Consider the following 16,398-nt stretch of genomic DNA (forward strand, 5'->3'; position numbering starts at 1 on the left):
GAGCGGGTTTACCCGCGAATTGCCTTGATGCGGTCTAGAACTCGGCGAGCCGCCAGACTTCGTAGGCTGGCGTCTCGTACGGGTGGCTCTGCTTGAGTGCAGCGACGGCCTGGACAATCAGCTCGTCAGCCACCACCAGCTCCACCTTCCACTCTTCCACCACCTCGACCTGGCCGGTTTGCCCGAGGAACGGCTGGCTGCCGTCCAACGGGCGAAACTGGCCCTGGCCCAGGGTTTGCCAGGCGCAGTGGTCATAGTCGCCGATGCGCCCGCCACCAGCGGCGAACACAGCGGCCTTGACCACTTCGACGTGGCTGGCGGGGACGAAGAAGGCGAGCTTGTACACGCCTTAGTTCACCCACACCCGTGCGTTGCGGAACATGCGCATCAGCGCGGCATCTTCCTGCCACTCATCCGGGCGCCAGGAGTTCTGCACGGCACGGAACATACGCTCCGGGTGCGGCATCATGATGGTCACGCGGCCGTCGCGGCTGGTGAGGCCGGTGATACCACGCGGCGAGCCGTTCGGGTTGGCCGGGTAGGCTTCGGTGACCTTGCCGTGGTTGTCGACGTAGCGCAGGGCCACGCAACCGGACAGGTCGGCTGCCAACAGTGCTTCTTCGCTGGCGAACTCGGCATGGCCTTCACCGTGGGCGATGGCGATCGGCATGCGCGAACCGGCCATGCCCTGCAGGAAGATCGAGTTGGACTTCTGCACTTCGACCATGGCCACACGCGCCTCGAACTGCTCCGAGCGGTTGCGCACGAAGTGCGGCCAGTGCTCGGTGCCCGGGATCAGCTCGTGCAGGTTGGACATCATCTGGCAACCGTTGCACACGCCCAGGGCGAAGCTGTCGGTACGCTCGAAGAAGGCCTGGAAGGCATCACGGGCGCGGCTGTTGAACAGGGCCGACTTGGCCCAGCCTTCACCGGCACCCAGCACGTCACCGTAGGAGAAGCCACCGCAGGCGACCAGGCCCTTGAAGGCTTCGAAGTCGACACGGCCGGCGAGGATATCGCTCATGTGCACGTCAATGGCAGCGAAGCCGGCGCGGTCGAAGGCGGCAGCCATCTCGACCTGGCCGTTGACGCCCTGCTCGCGCAGGATGGCCACTTGCGGGCGCACACCCTTCTTGATGTACGGCGCGGCGATGTCGTCGTTGACGTCGAAGCCCAGCTTGACCGACAGGCCCGGGTTGTCCTCTTCGAGCAGCAGGTCGAATTCCTGGTCGGCGCAGTCGGCGTTGTCACGCAGGCGCTGGATCTGGTAGCTGGTCTCGGCCCACTGGCGCTGCAGCATGCGGCGGTCGTCGTCGAACAGCACTTCGCCGTTCAGGCTGATGGACACTTCACCGTTGTTGATCGGCTTGCCGATCACCGCGACGCACTCACCCAGGCCAGCGGCGCTGAACTGTGCCAGCACGTCCGGAGTGGCATCCTGGCGAACCTGGATGACCGCGCCCAGCTCTTCGTTGAAGAGGATGGCCGGTACGTCGCCACGGCTGTCGGTCAGCGGGTCGAGGTGCAGGTCGAGACCGCAGTGGCCGGCGAAGGCCATTTCCAGCACGGTGGTAACCAGGCCGCCGTCGGAACGGTCGTGGTAGGCCAGCAGGTGACCGTCGGCGTTCAGGCCCTGGATCACGGCGAAGAAGGCCTTGAGGTCTTCGGCATCGTCGACGTCCGGTGCCTGGGCAGCGATCTTGCCGTAGGTCTGGGCCAGGATCGAGGCGCCCATGCGGTTCTTGCCACGGCCCAGGTCGATCAGGATCAGGTCGGTTTCACCCTTGTCCATGCGCAGTTGCGGGGTCAGGGTCTTGCGGATGTCGGTGACCGGGGCGAAGCCGGTGATGATCAGCGACATTGGCGAGGTGACGCTCTTCTCGACGCCCTCGTCGCTCCACTTGGTCTTCATCGACATCGAGTCTTTGCCGACCGGAATGGTGATGCCCAGCTCCGGGCACAGCTCCATGCCGACAGCCTTGACGGTGTCGTACAGGCGGGCGTCTTCACCTGGGTGGCCGGCAGCGGACATCCAGTTGGCCGACAGTTTGATGTCGGACAGCTTCTCGATGCGTGCAGCGGCCAGGTTGGTCAGTGTCTCGCCAATGGCCATGCGGCCGGACGCCGGGGCATCCAGCAGCGCCAGCGGGGTACGCTCGCCCATGGCCATGGCTTCACCGGTGTAGACGTCGAAGCTGGTGGCGGTGACGGCGCAGTCGGCCACCGGTACCTGCCACGGGCCGACCATCTGGTCACGAGCGACCAGGCCAGTGATGGTGCGGTCGCCGATGGTGATCAGGAAGCTCTTGCTGGCCACGGCCGGGTGGCTGAGGACGCGCTGAACGGCGTTGTCCAGGTCCAGCTTGCTCGGGTCGAAGTCATCGCCCAGCTCGGCTTCGCGGGTAACCGAACGGTGCATGCGTGGTGGCTTGCCCAGCAGCACATCGAGCGGCATGTCTACCGGCGTGTTGCCGAAGTGGCTGTCGCTTACGGTCAGGTGTTGCTCTTCAGTCGCTTCACCCACTACGGCAAACGGGCAACGCTCACGTTCGCAGATGGCCTTGAAGCGCTCGAAGTCGACGGCGCTGACGGCCAGCACGTAACGTTCTTGCGATTCGTTGCTCCAGATTTCGTGCGGGGCCATGCCCGGCTCGTCGTTGGGCACGTTGCGCAGCTCGAAGCGGCCACCACGGCCACCGTCGTTGACCAGCTCAGGGAAGGCGTTGGAGATACCGCCGGCGCCGACGTCGTGGATGAAGGCGATCGGGTTCTTGTCGCCCAGCTGCCAGCAGCGGTCGATGACCTCCTGGCAACGGCGCTCCATTTCCGGGTTTTCGCGCTGTACCGAAGCAAAGTCCAGGTCAGCCGAGCTGGCACCGGTCGCCACCGACGAAGCGGCGCCGCCGCCCAGGCCGATCAGCATGGCCGGGCCACCGAGCACGATCAGCTTGGCGCCGACAGTGATCTCACCCTTCTGCACGTGGTCTTCACGGATGTTGCCCATGCCACCGGCCAGCATGATCGGCTTGTGGTAGCCGCGCACTTCTTCACCGTGCGGGGTGTTGATGGCCTGCTCGAAGGTACGGAAGTAACCGGTCAGGGCCGGGCGACCGAATTCGTTGTTGAACGCAGCGCCACCCAGCGGGCCTTCGATCATGATGTCGAGGGCGTCGACGATGCGCTCAGGCTTGCCGTAGGCCTGCTCCCACGGCTGTTCGAAGCCCGGGATACGCAGGTTGGACACGGTGAAGCCGGTCAGGCCGGCCTTGGGCTTGGCACCACGGCCGGTCGCGCCTTCGTCGCGGATTTCGCCGCCGGAGCCGGTGGAGGCGCCGGAGAACGGGGCGATGGCGGTCGGGTGGTTGTGGGTTTCCACCTTCATCAGGATGTGCACCGGCTCCTGTACCGCACCGTACTGGCGGGTTTCAGGGTTCGGGAAGAAACGGCCGGCAACGTTGCCGACGATCACCGAGGCGTTGTCCTTGTACGCAGACAGCACACCTTCGTTGTGCATCTGGTAGGTGTTCTTGATCATGCCGAACAGGCTCTTTTCCTGAGCCTGGCCGTCGATGTCCCAACTGGCGTTGAAGATCTTGTGGCGGCAGTGCTCGGAGTTGGCCTGGGCGAACATCATCAGTTCGATGTCGTTCGGGTTGCGCTTGAGACCCTGGAAGGCGTTGACCAGGTAGTCGATCTCGTCTTCGGCCAGGGCCAGGCCCAGGTCGATGTTGGCCTTGGCCAGGGCGTCACGGCCACCGGCGAGGATGTCCACCGAGGTCATCGGCTTTGGCTGGGCATGGCTGAACAGGTCAGCGGCCTGCTCCAGCTGGCCGAGCACGCGCTGGGTCATGCGGTCGTGCAGCTCGGCGGCGATCAGTTCGGCGTCGGCTTCGCTCAGGCTGCCGGCAACGTAGTAGGCGATACCGCGCTCCAGGCGCTGGATCGACTGCAGGCCGCAGTTGTGGGCAATGTCGCTGGCCTTGCTGGCCCAGGGCGAAATGGTGCCCAGGCGCGGCACGACCAGGAACAGGCGGCCGCTCGGCTCCTGTACCGGCACGCTCGGGCCGTACTTGAGCAGACGGCCCAGCACCTGCTGCTGGTCGGCGGTCAGCTCGCCGTCGACATCGGCGAAGTGGGCGAATTCGGCATACAAACCAGTAACAGCGGGAACTTTCTGGCTCAGTTGCTCGAGTAATTTACCGTGGCGAAAGGCAGAAAGGGCAGGAGCGCCGCGCAGGATCAACATCGTCGGGACAGCCTCAGGAAGGGGTGTGCTTAGAGGCCGTGCATTCTAGCCTAATTCAAAGGGTTTCGGCACCCGCTCTAAGCCACGGCTGCCGGGCGGCGGAACCGGACTTTCGGGTCAGAAATTCAGGTGTTCGTCGTTGCCGGTCCGGCGCCTGTGAGATCGAGCGCCGCCCGCGCGGCGCTCGATCTCACAGGCGCCAAACCTCCATAGGCAGGCACCCACACCACAGAACCCGCTACCAGACAAGCTAACAGTTGTCGAGATATGGTTGGGCCAGTCCTTTGCGTATACTGCAACCTATGTTCGCCCACACTGCTTTGCGCCAGCGTTGCGCCAGATGGCTTTTCGCAACCGGACTCTTTCTGTTGCTCGGTGCCTGCGTTGAAAAACCCAGCACTCTCGAGCGCGTGAAGGAGGATGGCGTGCTGCGCGTGATCACCCGCAACAGCCCGGCCACCTATTTCCAGGACCGCAACGGCGAAACCGGCTTCGAGTACGAGCTGGTCCAGCATTTCGCCGAGGATCTCGGCGTGAAGCTGCAGATCGAGACCGCCGATAACCTCGACGAGTTGTACGATAGCCTCGGCAAACCCTCCGGCCCGGTGCTGGCGGCGGCCGGCCTGGTCACCAGCGAACGGCGCAAGGCCCAGGTGAAGTACTCCCACCCTTACCTGGAAGTGACCCCACAGGTCATCTACCGCAACGGCCGCACGCGGCCCACCGATGCCAAGGGCCTGGTCGGCAAGAAGATCATGGTGCTCAAGGGCAGCAGCCACGCCGACCAGCTGGCCGAGCTGAAAAAGCAGTACCCGGGCCTGGAATACGAAGAATCCGACGCCGTCGAGGTGGTCGACCTGCTGCGCATGGTCGACGAAGGGCAGATCGACCTGACCCTGGTCGACTCCAACGAGCTGGCGATGAACCAGGTGTACTTCCCCAACGTGCGGGTTGCCTTCGACCTGGGCGACACCCGCGACCAACGCTGGGCGGTGGCGGCCGGTGATGACAACAGCCTGCTCAACGAGGTCAACGAGTTCCTCGACAAGGCGCAGAAGAACGGCACCCTGCAACGCCTGAAGGACCGCTACTACGGCCATGTCGACGTACTGGGATATGTGGGTGCCTATACCTTTGCCCAGCACCTGCAGCAGCGCCTGCCCAAGTACGAGAAGCACTTCAAGAGCTACGCCAAGGTCGAGCAGGTGGACTGGCGCCTGCTGGCCGCCATCGGCTACCAGGAATCGATGTGGCAGCCCGAGGTCACCTCCAAGACCGGTGTGCGCGGCCTGATGATGCTGACCCAGCGCACCGCCCAGGCCATGGGCGTGTCCAACCGCCTGGACCCGAAGCAGAGCATCCAGGGCGGCGCCAAATACTTCATGAAGATCAAGGAAGAGCTCGACGACAGCATCCAGGAACCGGACCGCACCTGGTTCGCCCTGGCCGCCTACAACGTCGGCACCGGCCACCTGGAAGACGCCCGCACCCTGGCCAGGCGCGAGAAGCTCAACCCGAACAAGTGGCTGGACGTGAAGAAGATGCTGCCGCGGCTATCGCAGAAGCAGTGGTATCGGCAGACCAAGTATGGGTATGCCCGGGGCGGCGAACCGGTGCATTTCGTGGCCAACATCCGCCGCTACTACGACATCCTCACCTGGGTGACCCAACCGCAGCTCGAAGGCCAGGTGGCCGAGGGCAGCCTGCATGTGCCCGGGGTGAACAAGGACAAGCCGGCGGAGCAGTCGCCGCCGATGTAGGCCTGTACCGGCCTCTTCGCGGGTAAACCCGCTCCCACAGGTACATCACTGGTTTTGAAGATAGTGGTATTCCTGTAGGAGCGGGTTTACCCGCGAAGCGGCCGGTACAGGTCAAGACTTGGCCCGGCGAGCCTTGAAGAAGTCACTGAGGATCTGCCCGCACTCCTCCGCCAGTACCCCGCCCTCCACCATCACCCGGTGGTTGAGGAAGCCCTGCCCGAAGAACTGCCCCTGACTCTGCACGATCCCCGCCTTGGGCTCCAGCGCGCCGTACACTACCCGCATCACCCGCGAATGCACGATCAACCCCGCACACATGCTGCACGGCTCCAGGGTCACGTACAGGGTGCTGCCGGGCAGCCGGTAGTTACTGGCGGATTTCGCTGCCGCGCGAATGGCCACCATCTCGGCATGCGCACTGGGGTCACTGTCGATGATCGGCCGGTTGAAGCCCTGCCCGATCACCTGCCCATGCTGCACCAGCACCGCGCCCACCGGCACCTCCCCCATTGCCGCGCCTTCGGCGGCCAGGGTCAGGGCCAGGCGCATGAATTCCTGATCACGGCTGCGATCGATGATCTGCGGGCGCATCAGACCACCGCGATCGCGGCCATCAGGCCGGTTTCCATGTGGTCGATGACGTGGCAGTGGAACATCCAGGTGCCCGGGTTATCCGCCACCAGCGCCACCTGGGCGCGCTCGTTCTTGCCCAGCAGGTAGGTGTCGGTGAACCACGGTTCCTTGATGTCATGGCGGTTGGAGCCGATCACCTTGAAGCTCATGCCGTGCAGGTGGATCGGGTGCTGGTACTGGGTCATGTTCTTCAGCTCGAAGATGTAGCTCTTGCCCTGCTTCAGCGTGGCGATCGGCCGCTCGGCGCAGGTCTTGTCGGTGATATCCCAGGCCTGGCCGTTGATCTGCCACATGCTCGACGGCCTGTCCTGGTCCGAAGTGACCGAGACTTTCGCCGCCCACTCGAAATTGAAGTTCAGCTTCTCGGCATTCTCCAGGTCCGGCTCGGCGATCGGGTTGGGCGGCAGCGCCGGTGGCCAGTCGCTTGGCGCGTCGTTGCTGGCCACCGAACGCAAGGTGCCCAGGCGCACGAAGCCGTCGCGCAGGGAGATTTCCTCGCCCGCCTCGGGAATACGGATAGCCAGGCAGATACGCATGCCTGGGCCGAGCCAGTAGTCATCGTCCAATGGGCGCGGGGTTACCGGGTTGCCGTCCAGGGCATAGATTTTTGCCTCGCAGTTGCCCTTGAGGTTGATGCGGTAGGTCCAGGTGTTGTCCAGGTTCAGCAGGCGCACTCGCACCACCTGGCCGGCTGGCAGCTCGGTGACCGAATCGGCCTGGCCATTGATGGTGATCAGGCGCCCGGCGGTGCCGTTGCGCGCGGCCTCACGCGGAATGCTGAAAGGCAACCAGGCGCCCTGCTCGTCCACGTGCCAGTTCTTCAGGCTGAGCGTGCGCTCATGCTGAAAGCCGGTCGGCTCGCGCTCCTCGACAATCAGCGGGCCGACCAGGCCCCGCCCCAGTTCCTCGGAGCTGCTGACGTGCGGGTGGTACCAGTAGCTGCCGGCGTCCGGCACGCGGAACTTGTAGTCGAAGTACTCGCCCGGCTTGACCGGCAGCTGCGACACATAAGGCACGCCGTCCATTTCCAGCGGCAGGCGGATGCCGTGCCAGTGGATGGTGGTTTCGACCGGCAGGTGGTTGATGAAGCGCACCCGCAGCCAGGTGCCCTGGCGTACGCGCAGTTCGGTACCCGGTGCCGACGGGCCGAAGGCCCAGGCCTCGGTCTTGTGCCCAGGCACCAACTCTACGTCCAGAGGGGCGGCGATCAGCTCGTAGTCGTGGCCGGCGTTGTCGTCTTCGACCTTGCCCAGCCAGTAACGCGCTGCGCCACCGGCGCCCAGGCCAACCACAACCAGGCCGGTCAGGCCCTTGAGCATTTGTCGACGGGTGAAGGACATCGGTGCGGGTACCTCGTGTTCTGCGCAATCAAGCTGCCAGCATGGCTGGCGATGAAGGGCGAATACGATACACCTGCAAATGGGAAAGATTAAGTGAAGTCTCGTTTTTGCCTGCGCTGGCCTCTTCGCGGGCAAGCCCGCTCCCACAAGGACACCACAGCATTTGAAAGCTGCGCTTTACCTGTGGGAGCGGGCGCGCCCGCGAACAGGCCGATACAGAGGGCAGATACAACAAGGGCGCCGTGCGGCGCCCTTGTGGCTCAACTTATTCCCACTCGATAGTGGCCGGCGGCTTGCTCGACACGTCGTAGGTCACGCGCGAGATACCGTCGATTTCGTTGATGATACGGCCGCTGACGGTTTCCAGCAGTTCGTACGGCAGGTGCGCCCAGCGCGCGGTCATGAAGTCCACGGTCTCGACGGCACGCAGGGCCACGACCCAGGCGTAGCGACGGCCGTCGCCAACGACACCCACCGACTTGACCGGCTGGAACACCACGAATGCCTGGCTGGTCTTGTGGTACCAGTCGGCCTTGCGCAGCTCTTCGATGAAGATGTGGTCGGCGCGACGCAGGATGTCGGCGTATTCCTTCTTCACTTCACCGAGGATGCGCACGCCCAGGCCCGGCCCCGGGAACGGGTGACGGTAGACCATGTCGTACGGCAGGCCCAGCTCCAGGCCGATCTTGCGCACTTCGTCCTTGAACAGTTCACGCAGCGGCTCGACCAGCTTGAGGTTCATTTCCTCCGGCAGGCCACCGACGTTGTGGTGCGACTTGATCACGTGGGCCTTGCCGCTCTTGGCGCCAGCCGACTCGATCACGTCCGGGTAGATGGTGCCCTGGGCGAGGAACTGGATGTTTTCCAGTTTGCTGGCTTCGGCATCGAACACGTCGATGAAGGTGCGGCCGATGATCTTGCGTTTCTTCTCCGGGTCGGCTTCGCCGGCCAGGTTGTCGAGGAACTGCTTTTCAGCGTCGGCACGGATGACCTTGACGCCCATGTTCTCCTTGAACATGGCCATCACCTGGTCGCCTTCGTGCAGGCGCAGCAGGCCGTTGTCGACGAATACGCAGGTCAGCTGGTCGCCGATGGCGCGGTGCAGCAGCGCAGCAACCACCGAGCTGTCGACGCCGCCGGACAGGCCCAGCAGGACGTTGGCCGAACCGACCTGCTCACGCACCTGGGCAATGGCGTCTTCGACGATGTTGGACGGGGTCCACAGGGCTTCACAGCCGCAGATGTCCTGCACGAAGCGGGACAGGATGCGACCGCCCTGCTTGGTGTGGGTCACTTCCGGGTGGAACTGCACGCCGTAGTAGCCGCGCGCGTCGTCGAACATGCCGGCGATCGGGCAGCTCGGGGTGCTGGCCAGCACGTGGAAGTTGCCCGGCATCTGGGTGACCTTGTCGCCGTGGCTCATCCACACGTCCAGGCCCAGCACGCCGTCGGCGTCGATGTGGTCTTCGATGCCATCGAGCAGGCGGCTCTTGCCGACCACGTCAACGCGGGCATAACCGAACTCACGCAGGTCGGAACCTTCGACCTTGCCGCCCATCTGTTCGGCCATGGTCTGCATGCCGTAGCAGATGCCCAGTACCGGTACGTTCAGGTCGAACACCGCCTGCGGGGCGCGTGGGCTGTTGGCTTCGTGGACCGACTCGGGGCCGCCGGCGAGGATGATGCCACGCGGGTTGAATTCGCGGATCGCTTCATCGTCCATGTCGAACGGATGCAGCTCGCAGTACACGCCGATTTCGCGCACACGGCGGGCGATCAGCTGGGTGTACTGGGAACCGAAATCGAGGATCAGGATGCGGTGAGCGTGAATGTCGAGGGCCATGACTCAATCTCGTCAGTGGAAATCGGAAACGACGCGGGGCTGTCGTGACAGCCCCGCTTTCTGTTGTAGCTGGAAGCCTCAGCCTACGCGGTAGTTAGGGGCTTCTTTGGTGATCTGCACGTCATGCACGTGGGACTCGGCCATGCCGGCACCGGTGATGCGTACGAACTCCGGCTTGGTGCGCATCTCTTCGATGGTTGCGCTGCCGGTATAGCCCATGGACGAACGCAGGCCGCCCATCAGCTGGTGGATGATCGCGGCCAGGGCGCCCTTGTAGGGAACACGGCCTTCGATGCCTTCCGGTACCAGCTTCTCGGCGCCGGCCGAGGAGTCCTGGAAGTAGCGGTCGGAGGAACCTTGCGCCTGTGCCATGGCACCCAGCGAGCCCATGCCGCGGTAAGCCTTGTAGGAACGGCCCTGGAACAGTTCGACTTCACCCGGAGCCTCTTCGGTACCGGCGAACATCGAACCCATCATCACGCAGGAAGCACCGGCAACGATGGCCTTGGACAGGTCACCCGAGAAGCGGATGCCGCCGTCGGCGATCAGCGGCACGCCAGTGCCTTCCAGTGCAGCGGCAACGTTGGCGATGGCGCTGATTTGCGGCACGCCGACACCGGCAACGATACGGGTGGTGCAGATCGAGCCTGGGCCGATACCGACCTTGACCGCGTCGGCGCCAGCTTCGGCCAGAGCCTTGGCGGCAGCGCCGGTGGCGATGTTGCCGCCGATTACCTGTACTTGCGGGTAGGTTTCCTTGACCCAGCGAACGCGGTCGATCACGCCTTTGGAGTGACCGTGAGCGGTGTCGACCACCACGACGTCAACGCCAGCAGCCACCAGGGCGGCAACGCGCTCGCCGGTGTCCTTGCCGGTGCCGACTGCGGCGCCGACGCGCAGGCGACCCTGGTCGTCCTTGCTGGCCAGCGGGTAGGCCTTGGCCTTTTCGATGTCCTTGACGGTCATCATGCCCTTGAGGTTGAACTTGTCGTCAACGATCAGGACTTTTTCCAGGCGGTGCTTGTGCAGCAGCTCGCGGACTTCGTTCTTGTTGGCGCCTTCGCGGACGGTGACCAGACGCTCTTTGGGGGTCATCACGTCGCGGACCTTGGCGTCCAGGCGGCTCTCGAAGCGCACGTCACGGGAAGTGACGATGCCGACCAGGTCGCCGTTCGCCAGCACCGGAACGCCGGAGATGTTGTTCAGGCGGGTCAGGTCGAACAGGTCGCGCACGGTGGCGTCGGCGTCGATGGTGATCGGGTCCTTGACCACGCCAGCCTCGAACTTCTTGACCTTGCGGACTTCGCTGGCCTGCTGCTCGATGGTCATGTTCTTGTGGATGATGCCGATGCCGCCTTCCTGGGCCATGGCAATGGCCAGGCGCGCTTCGGTCACGGTATCCATGGCGGCGGAAACCAGCGGAATGTTCAGCTCGATGCCACGGGTCAAACGGGTCTTGAGACTGACTTCATTAGGCAGTACCTCGGAATAGCCAGGTACAAGGAGGATATCGTCGAAGGTCAGGGCTTCTTGGCTGATACGCAGCATCGCGGGGGCTCCCGGGCGGGAAAAATGGAAGCGCGCCATTATACTCATGCACGGCGCGCCGCTCAATGCAAAAAAAGGGCCTTCGGTCAGCCTTGTGGCAGTTTTACCTGTACCACGGCCACCGGCTGGTCGAGCCAGTCGGCGAAGCTGTCGAGAAAGGCCTGGGTGAACCCGGCCTCGCCCCAGTTGTTGAAGATGAACCCCAGGTTGGAAAAGGCACATGGCTGCAGGTAAATGAAGCCATTGATGTCATCTTCGAAGCCGCACAGCGGGCAGGTAAAGTTGTCGCTCACCGCCGGCATCCATTCTTCGAGGCTTTCGAACAGCGGCTCGCCCACCTCACGCCGGCACTCGGGGCAGCCGGCCTCTTCGAGGAAACCTTCGGTAGGGGTATAGATGCAGCGCTTGAGCATCACCTCCAGGCCGTTGACCTGCTCGCCGAAGGGCAGTTTCTCCGGGTGCAGGGCCACTTTGCGGGCACCTTCGGCCAAGGCATGGGCCATGCGGTTGCCGGTGCGGCCACAGGTGGTCAGCTGTTCCTCGACGACTTTCTCGCGCACCAGCCAGCGCAGGATGGCGCGGGCACGGGCTTCATGCACCGGGACGGTAGACAGCTTGGGAACGATGATGCTCTGGGTGTTCATGAACGGGGCAAGCCTGAAAAACTGCGGTAATGACGCAATTCTACCGCCTGCTCAGGCGCTCAGATAGCGACCGATCAGCGCCAGCCCGCTGGCCAGCACCAGCCAGGTGACCAGGCGCACGAACGCTTCGCGGGACAGCCGGTGGGTCAGCCTGCGCCCTGCCCAGAGACCAGCAAGCATGACCGGCAACAGGCAGGCGGCGAGCAGCAGCAGGCTTTGATCGGCATAGACGCCAGCGGTCAGGAACAGCATCAGGCGCACCACTGTACTGCAACTGATCAGTGCGCTCTGGGTAGCGCGCACCTGTTCCTTTACCTCCAGCCGCGCACTCAGGTACAGGGCATATAGAAAGCCACCGCTGCCGAACAAGGCACCGAACAGCCCGCCTGCCGTGCCCATCGGCACCGCCCAGAAACCGGACAGACTGGCCGGCCGCACCTTCACCGCCAGCCCGTACACGGCATATGCCGTGACGAACAAGCCCATCAGCAGCAGCAACAGGTCGGACTTCAGCTGTAGCAGGAATACCACGCCCAGCGTGCAGCCTACGGCCATGAACGGCAACAGCCGCAGCAGCTCGCCCCGCACGACATCGCGGCGCGATGGCAGCAGGTTGCCGAAGGCGGCGACGAAGTCCAGCAGTACCAGCAGCGGTATGATCCGCGACAGCGGCATGAAGTGGATCAGCACTGGGCCGGCCACCAGCGCAGTGCCGAAACCGGCGATACCGAAGACGATGTAGGCAACGCCAACACCCAGCAGGATGGGCAGCCAGTCGAGGCCGGAAAACGACAGTTGAGCGAGCATGGCAGCAGTTCCTGGGAAGACAGGCAAAGGTTAGCCAGCCATGAGCCATGCCGACTAATATGCATTTTTCGCCACAACCATCTCGAAAAGGCATGACATGACGTCGATCCGCCAGTTGCGTTACTTCGTGGAAATCGCCGAATGCGGCAGCTTCAGCGGTGCCGCCGAGCGACTGTACATTGCCCAGTCGGCGCTGAGCCGGCAGATCAAGGAGCTGGAACAGCAACTGGGCACGCCGCTGTTCGAACGCACCGCGCGCCTGCCGCGCCTGACACTGGCTGGCCAGGCCTTTCTGGAGCGGGCGCGGCGCTTGCTGGCCGACCTGGCGCAGGCCGAGCGAGTGACCCGCGACATTGGTGAAGGGCTGCAGGGCAGCCTGCGCCTGAACCACTCCAGTACAGTGCCGCTGACCGGCCCATTGCTGGCCCGCCTGGGCGGTTACTTGCGCGACAACCCGGGGGTTTCGCTGGAAATTGCCCAGCAGTCGTCGGAGGCGCAGCTGGAGGATATTGCTAATGGACGCCTGGATATCGGCCTGCTGCGTTTGCCTGTGTTGCGCCAGCATGAAGGCGTGGTGCTGCATGCGCTGTTCAGTGAGCCATTGCTGCTGGCGGTTGCCGCTGGGCATCCGCTGGCTGACGCACCACAGGTGAAGCTTGAACAGTTGCGCGAGGAGCGCTTCATTTCCATTCCGCATCGGGATCGTGGCGGGCTGAGCTACCTGTCGGCCTCGTTGTGCATGGAGGCAGGCTTTTTTCCGCGCGCGGCGCAGGTGCTGTCGCGCAAGACCACCCAGTTGCAGCTGATTCAGGCGGGGTTTGGGGTGGCGTTGCTGCCGGCGTGCATGCGCGAGATTGCGCCAGCCTCAGTCAGCTTCGTGGCGCTGGAGGGAGGGTGTGAGAGTACTGTGGCGATGGCTTGCAGGCGGGATGCGGGGCAGATGGTCAGGCAATTCGTGGCAGCGATGCAGGGTTGATGGCACCGGCGATGCCGGTGTTCGCGGGTAAACCCGCTCCCACAGGTACAGCGTCAACTCGAAGCCAGCGCTCCCACTGAGATCGCGACAGGGCCGGGACAGACAACCGGGGCCGATGTCCTTTATGATGCCCGCTATGATCAGAGACCCTTTCGAACGACTCGGCCTGGACCGCGAGGTCCTTACCGTCAGCCAACTCAACGGTCGCGCCCGCGTGCTGCTGGAGGACGTGTTCCGCAGCGTGTGGGTGGAAGGCGAGATTTCCAACCTCGCCCGCCCAGCCTCCGGCCACATGTACTTCACCCTCAAGGACAGCGGCGCGCAGGTGCGCTGCGCGCTGTTCCGGCAGAACGCCACGCGGGTGCGCCAGGCCTTGCGCGACGGCCTGGCGGTGCGGGTGCGCGGTAAGGTTTCGCTGTTCGAGGGGCGTGGCGACTACCAGCTGATTATCGACACCGTCGAGCCGGCCGGCGACGGCGCCTTGCGCCTGGCCTTCGAGGCCCTGAAGGAAAAGCTCGGCGCCGAGGGGCTGTTCAGCGCCGAACGCAAGCAGCCGCTACCGGCCCACCCGCAGCGCATCGGCATCATCACCTCGCCCACCGGCGCGGTGATCCGCGACATCATCAGCGTGTTCGGCCGCCGCGCCCCGCAGGTGGAACTGAACCTCATCCCCACCGCAGTACAGGGCCGCGAAGCCGTTGCACAGATCGTGCGCGCCATCCGCCTGGCCGACAGCCTCGGTTTCGATGCGCTGATCCTGGCCCGGGGCGGCGGCTCGCTGGAGGACCTGTGGTGCTTCAACGAAGAAGCCGTGGCACGGGCCGTGGCCGCCTGTGTAACACCGATTGTCAGCGCCGTGGGCCATGAGACCGATGTCTCGATCAGCGACTTCGTCGCCGACGTGCGCGCACCCACACCGTCTGCCGCCGCCGAGCTGCTGGCACCCGACAACAGCGGCCTGCAGCAACGCCTGGACGGCCTGCAACGGCGCCTGCTGCTGCGCATGCAGAACCGCCTGACCCACGACCGCCTGCGCCTGGAGTCGCTGACCCGGCGCCTGCGCCACCCGGGCGAGCGCTTGCGCCAGCAGGCCCAGCGCCTGGACGACCTGGACATGCGCCTGCGCCGTGCATTCATGCTCAACCTCAACCAGCGCCGCGAACGCCTGGCACGCCTGGATACCCGCCTCGCCGCGCAGCACCCTGGGCGTACCCTGAAACTGCTGGGCCAACGCCTGGACAGCCTCGCCGAACGCCTGCCGCGGGCGATGCGCGAAGTGCTCAAGGACCGCCGCCAGCGCTTCCAGGCCCAGTTGCAGACGCTGCAGGTGGTCAGCCCGCTGGCCACCCTCGCCCGCGGCTACAGCATCCTGCTGGACGAACAGGGCCAGGCCATCCGCAGCGCCGAACAGACCCGCAATGGCCAACGCCTGACCGCCCGCCTGAACGAAGGCGAGCTGTTGGTGCGGGTCGAAGACAACCACCTGACCCCGGTCACCCTCTCACTTCTGGACTGACACATGCCCCGCCTGCTCGCGCCCCTGCTTGCCCTTTCCCTCCTGCTGCTGGCCGGCGGCGCCCAGGCCAGCTACATCACCCGCACGCTGAACAAGCCGGTACCCGGCGGCGTGGCGGTGGTCGACCTCGGCCCCGCCGCCAGCGCGCCCAACGCCAGCTTCGACGGCAAACCGGTGCTGGTGGTGAAGGAGCAGGACAACTGGCTGGCCATCGTCGGCATCCCGCTGACCCAGAAGCCCGGCACCGCTGTGCTGAACCAAGGCGGCCGTACCCTGCCCTTCACGGTCGGCAGCAAGAAGTACCCCGAGCAGCGCATCACCCTGAAGAACACCCGTCAGGTCAACCCGAACCCGGCCGACCTCAAGCGCATCGACCGCGAGCTTGCCGAGCAGATCAAGGCTTACCGCAGCTTCAGCCCGACCCTGCCGAGCAACCTGATCCTCGACAAGCCGGTCAGTGGCCCGCTGTCGAGCAAGTTCGGCGTGCGCCGCTTCTTCAATGGTGAAGAACGCAACCCACACGCCGGGCTGGACTTCGCGGTACCGGCCGGCACGCCGATCAAGACCCCGGCCAATGGCAAGGTGATCCTGGTGGGGGATTACTTCTTCAATGGCCGCACGGTGTTCGTCGACCACGGGCAGGGCTTTATCAGCATGTTCTGCCATATGTCGAAGATCGATGTGCAGGTGGGGCAGCAGCTGCGCCGGGGCGAGGTGGTCGGGCGCGTGGGCTCGACCGGGCGGGCTACCGGGCCGCACATGCACTGGAACGTCAGCCTGAATGATGCGCGGGTGGATCCGGCGATTTTCATTGGCGCGTTCCAGCCCTGAGACCGGGGCGCCTGCTTCGCGGGCATGCCCGCTCCCACAGGTATTGCGCCGCGCCTGAAGGCTGTGCTGTACCTGTGGGAGCGGGCGCGCCCGCGAAGAGGCCAGCACATGAGACATCATGTTCAACCGCGTTGCGCCATCGAAAAAGACTGCGCAAAAATTGAGAAGCACTCAGAAAAATATAGCGATAAAATCTCGCCTATCAGCTTTTTTTAAGCATTCCTCTCAATTTTTGCTGAACGCTTGCCATCCCC

At 64.4% G+C, this 16,398-nt stretch carries 12 protein-coding genes; 4 read left to right on the plus strand and 8 right to left on the minus strand.

All coding sequences use genetic code 11. From position 1 onward, the window contains the following. Positions 1–34: 34 nt before the first annotated feature. Positions 35–346: an NGG1p interacting factor NIF3 gene (locus J5M71_RS20370; protein WP_207835807.1), complete on the minus strand. Its 312-nt coding sequence runs from the start codon at positions 344–346 to the stop codon at positions 35–37. 3 nt (positions 347–349) lie between these two features. Next, entirely contained in the window at positions 350–4,246 is a 3,897-nt protein-coding gene (gene purL, locus J5M71_RS20375; RefSeq protein WP_063911430.1) for a phosphoribosylformylglycinamidine synthase, read from the minus strand. A 302-nt stretch (positions 4,247–4,548) separates the two neighbouring features. Between purL and mltF the strand changes: the two genes are divergently transcribed. Then, positions 4,549–6,006: a membrane-bound lytic murein transglycosylase MltF gene (mltF, locus tag J5M71_RS20380; protein WP_063911429.1), complete on the plus strand. Its 1,458-nt coding sequence runs from the start codon at positions 4,549–4,551 to the stop codon at positions 6,004–6,006. Positions 6,007–6,117: 111 nt separating this feature from the next. Here mltF and tadA read toward each other — a convergent pair whose 3' ends face one another. From tadA to J5M71_RS20410, 6 genes are all read right to left on the minus strand, one after another. Next, positions 6,118–6,597, minus strand: coding sequence for a tRNA adenosine(34) deaminase TadA (tadA, locus tag J5M71_RS20385; RefSeq protein ID WP_207835811.1), 480 nt, complete (start codon positions 6,595–6,597; stop codon positions 6,118–6,120). Continuing rightward, positions 6,597–7,979: a multicopper oxidase family protein gene (locus J5M71_RS20390; RefSeq protein ID WP_207835815.1), complete on the minus strand. Its 1,383-nt coding sequence runs from the start codon at positions 7,977–7,979 to the stop codon at positions 6,597–6,599. The genes tadA and J5M71_RS20390 overlap by 1 nt, the downstream gene beginning before the upstream one ends. A gap of 265 nt (positions 7,980–8,244) precedes the next feature. Continuing rightward, positions 8,245–9,822, minus strand: a complete 1,578-nt coding sequence (gene guaA / locus J5M71_RS20395; protein WP_013971139.1) for a glutamine-hydrolyzing GMP synthase — start codon at positions 9,820–9,822, stop codon at positions 8,245–8,247. Between the two features lie 78 nt (positions 9,823–9,900). Continuing rightward, a complete protein-coding gene (gene guaB / locus J5M71_RS20400) occupies positions 9,901–11,370 on the minus strand; it encodes an IMP dehydrogenase (protein ID WP_075043910.1) in 1,470 nt (489 codons plus the stop codon). Positions 11,371–11,456: 86 nt separating this feature from the next. After that, positions 11,457–12,014 (minus strand): hypothetical protein, encoded by a 558-nt coding sequence (locus J5M71_RS20405; RefSeq protein WP_063911423.1) that lies wholly within the window; start codon positions 12,012–12,014, stop codon positions 11,457–11,459. A gap of 51 nt (positions 12,015–12,065) precedes the next feature. Beyond that, positions 12,066–12,821 carry a sulfite exporter TauE/SafE family protein gene (locus tag J5M71_RS20410; protein ID WP_207835817.1) on the minus strand — a complete coding sequence of 252 codons (756 nt, stop codon included), beginning with the start codon at positions 12,819–12,821 and terminating at the stop codon, positions 12,066–12,068. A gap of 97 nt (positions 12,822–12,918) precedes the next feature. On the opposite strand from J5M71_RS20410, the gene J5M71_RS20415 reads away from it, so the two are divergent. The 3 genes from J5M71_RS20415 to J5M71_RS20425 all read left to right on the plus strand — a co-directional run bounded on the left by J5M71_RS20415 (position 12,919) and on the right by J5M71_RS20425 (position 16,144). Then, positions 12,919–13,797, plus strand: coding sequence for a LysR substrate-binding domain-containing protein (locus J5M71_RS20415; RefSeq protein WP_207835820.1), 879 nt, complete (start codon positions 12,919–12,921; stop codon positions 13,795–13,797). Between the two features lie 136 nt (positions 13,798–13,933). After that, positions 13,934–15,313, plus strand: coding sequence for an exodeoxyribonuclease VII large subunit (gene xseA, locus J5M71_RS20420; protein WP_207835833.1), 1,380 nt, complete (start codon positions 13,934–13,936; stop codon positions 15,311–15,313). A 3-nt stretch (positions 15,314–15,316) separates the two neighbouring features. Next, positions 15,317–16,144: a M23 family metallopeptidase gene (locus J5M71_RS20425; RefSeq protein ID WP_207835835.1), complete on the plus strand. Its 828-nt coding sequence runs from the start codon at positions 15,317–15,319 to the stop codon at positions 16,142–16,144. Positions 16,145–16,398: the final 254 nt, after the last annotated feature.

Origin of the sequence: Pseudomonas sp. 43(2021), assembly GCF_017490805.1 — a bacterium.
Taxonomy (GTDB): Bacteria; Pseudomonadota; Gammaproteobacteria; order Pseudomonadales; family Pseudomonadaceae; genus Aquipseudomonas.